Genomic DNA, 2,828 nt, shown 5'->3' on the forward strand with positions numbered 1-2,828 from the left:
TCGGTCCGGAAGTAGCCTGGCTCGATCACCGTCACAAAGATGCCGAGAGGCAGGAGTTCTGCGTGCAAGGCCTCAGACAGCCCTTCCACCGCAAACTTAGTTGAACAGTACACACCGAATCCGGCTGACGCTCGATACCCACCGATCGAAGAGATATTGAGAATGCGCCCTGATTTCTGTTTTCGCATTTGTGGAAGAACCGTACGGGTGACGGTTAATAAGCCGAACACATTGGTGCGATAGAGTCGTTCGACCTCCTCCGAGGACGCTTCTTCGACGGCACCAAGCAACCCGAATCCAGCATTGTTTAGAAGGACATCAATCCGTCCGAAGCGCTCCACGGCACGTTCGACAGCTTGGCATCCCTGATCTTCGTTCGTGACATCAAGCGGGGCGGCCAGCAGGTTTTGTCGTTCACCGAACTTCTCGGTGATGGAGGCGGCGTTGCGCGCCGTGGCGACCACGTTGTCACCGCGCTCGAGCGCAAGTTCTGCTATAAGACCGCCGAACCCCCGGGATGCGCCGGTAATAAACCAAGTCTTCATGATCATCTCCTCAAAGGACGCTGCGACTGTCTGACAGTCGTAGCGTCGGTCAAATCGTGGCACGTCGTCCGCTCTATTGAACGGTTTTGGCCTACCAACCAGGCAACTCGTCAAGGCGACTGTCTTCGAACAATTGAGGATTTAAGGAGTTGTCTGCCCGAGTTATCAGCCGGTGCGAACGTGAGCCACGCGGGGGGTGCTGTCCGCATTTGTCGAGACGCTCACTTACGGATTCGATTTCCTTTGCTTCGAGCAATTTGCCCCAAGCATAAGCACGAGCAATCTGGAAAATCCGAAAGGTGCCGTCGCGACCGCCGGACACAAACGACTTCGCCACCAATTGACCGAACGCCTGGATGCAATCGTGCCGCTTGATGACGAGCTCATCTATCGCGGCTGCCTGCATCTCCTCCAACGTAAACAAACCCGGGAACACGGAGAGCCGTCGTAGTACGACTTTCTCCGTTTCGGAGAGTAGGGCATACCCCCATTCGAGTGACGACCTGAGCGTCTGTTGGCGCGGAACAGCGGTACGCCTGCCTTGCCATGAAAGCGCAAATACACTGGCACAAAGGGCATCTGTTCCCTCAAGTCCGTGAACCACGAGGCGGCTCGCAACCAGCTCCAGCGCAAGGGGCACCCCGTCGAGCTTCGCACAGATTCTTCCGAGGTAGCGCGCCTCGTTGTCAGAGTATTCCAGTTCGTACCCTGCGGCGACGGCCCGCTCCGCAAGCAGTCGCGCGCTGGGAAATCGCATAATGTCCGCTGCCGAAACCGCGTTAAGGTCAGGAGGCACCTCAAGTGGCGGGAGCAGATACACGTGCTCGCCGTCAGCGCGAAGCTGCTCACGACTGGTGATCAGGAAAGTTACCTGCGGAAACCGATGCCGGATTTCCTCTATAACCTCGGTTGCAGCATCCAGTAGATGCTCGCAGCCATCGAATACGACCAGCAGCTGCCTATCTACGAGGGCATCGAAAATCGCTAGCCGCTGGCTGCACTCGCGAGCTGTCGACCCCAGCGCGCGCGCGAGCGTTGCCTCCATCTCATCAGGCGAACGCATGCGACCGAAATCGAGGTAGACCAAGCCGTCCTCAAAGCCCCGTACAAGTTCCTCGGCGACCGCGACAGCCACCGTTGTCTTTCCGATCCCGCCAAAACCGTGGAGAGTTACAAATCCAGACGAGGCAACAAGGGCCTTAATTTTTGCGATATCCCTTTCTCGCCCGATAGGCTTCGATATCCGCGGTAAGCTCTGGACACTGCTGTGGCTGAGCGCATCGGGTTGATGCGTATGTGGTGATCTGCTTCGCGCTACGGCCGCAACAAGGCTGTAGCCCCGGCCAGCGATGTTTGCGATGTAGCGTGCGCCGTCTTGACCTTCGCCCAGCGCCTTGCGGAGCTTTGCGATCTGCACACGGAGGCTGCTTTCCTCAACGTTGATACCGGGCAAGACACTTTCGACGATGCTGTGCTTGGCGACTACACCGCCCGCATGCTCGCTCAACAGAACGAGTATGTCCAATGCTCGGCTGCCGAGCTCGATTGGTGCGTTGTTTCTGAACAGACGGCGCTCCAGCGGGAACAACCGAAAGGGACCGAATTCAAAATATCCTGAGGTTGCCCTACACGGCATTTGGTCCGCTTCGCGCCCGGCAACCTCTACCAAGCCGTGATTGTCTTGCTCGGCTGCGATCTCAAGACCGTTCTGGGGGCGTAGCCGTATGACGCTGTCCACGATGCGCTCAGAGTGAGCCATCGCGTCTGTCACGTGGTTTTCCCCAGCGATTTGCTGCTTGGTTTGGCGCAATTCCACCAGGACGCAGGATTTCAGATTGCCCGAATTGGTCCCGTTGTTTCTTTCCGCGCCGCTGCTCATGGGTATCCTCGATCGCTTAACGCTATCTCGTCAGATTAGCCTATCGGCGGACAGAGCGGCCATTATAGGTTTGTATGAGAATCCACATGCTGACGGTCGTTTTTAGTGACTTTTCCGCTAACTGATCAGGGGCGGCAGGCCCTCATTCTGATCAAGGGCTCTGGAGCCAATTTGAGCTGGCCGGTCTTCGGCCAGCAAGACACGCTCCTTCAGCAACAGCTTGCACCTGCCAAAGCTGATCGCGTCCACATCCATCTCGCTATACCGGGCCTCAACCACCACCGTGGCTGGCATTCCCAGTGCATAGCCTTCATCGAGTACTCCGGGCAAGTGAATCGATGTTGCCTCTCAACGCCCGATGTAGGCTGGTTTCCTTTTTTCCCGGAACGCCAACCTTCCCTCGC

3 protein-coding genes are annotated in these 2,828 nt (G+C 57.2%); 1 reads left to right on the forward strand and 2 read right to left on the reverse strand.

All coding sequences use genetic code 11. From position 1 onward, the window contains the following. Both A7X77_RS31190 and A7X77_RS31195 read right to left on the reverse strand, forming a co-directional pair. The coding region (locus tag A7X77_RS31190) for an SDR family NAD(P)-dependent oxidoreductase (RefSeq protein WP_064686637.1) at positions 1–545 on the reverse strand (545 nt) is incomplete at its 3' end. A gap of 91 nt (positions 546–636) precedes the next feature. Further along, positions 637–2,424: an ATP-binding protein gene (locus A7X77_RS31195; RefSeq protein ID WP_064686638.1), complete on the reverse strand. Its 1,788-nt coding sequence runs from the start codon at positions 2,422–2,424 to the stop codon at positions 637–639. Positions 2,425–2,595: 171 nt separating this feature from the next. Here A7X77_RS31195 and A7X77_RS33710 point away from each other — a divergent pair. Then, on the forward strand, positions 2,596–2,828 hold a 233-nt coding region (locus A7X77_RS33710; protein ID WP_210179778.1), incomplete at its 3' end, for a hypothetical protein.

Origin of the sequence: Rhizobium bangladeshense (assembly GCF_001662075.1) — a bacterium.
GTDB lineage: Bacteria > Pseudomonadota > Alphaproteobacteria > Rhizobiales > Rhizobiaceae > Rhizobium > Rhizobium bangladeshense_B.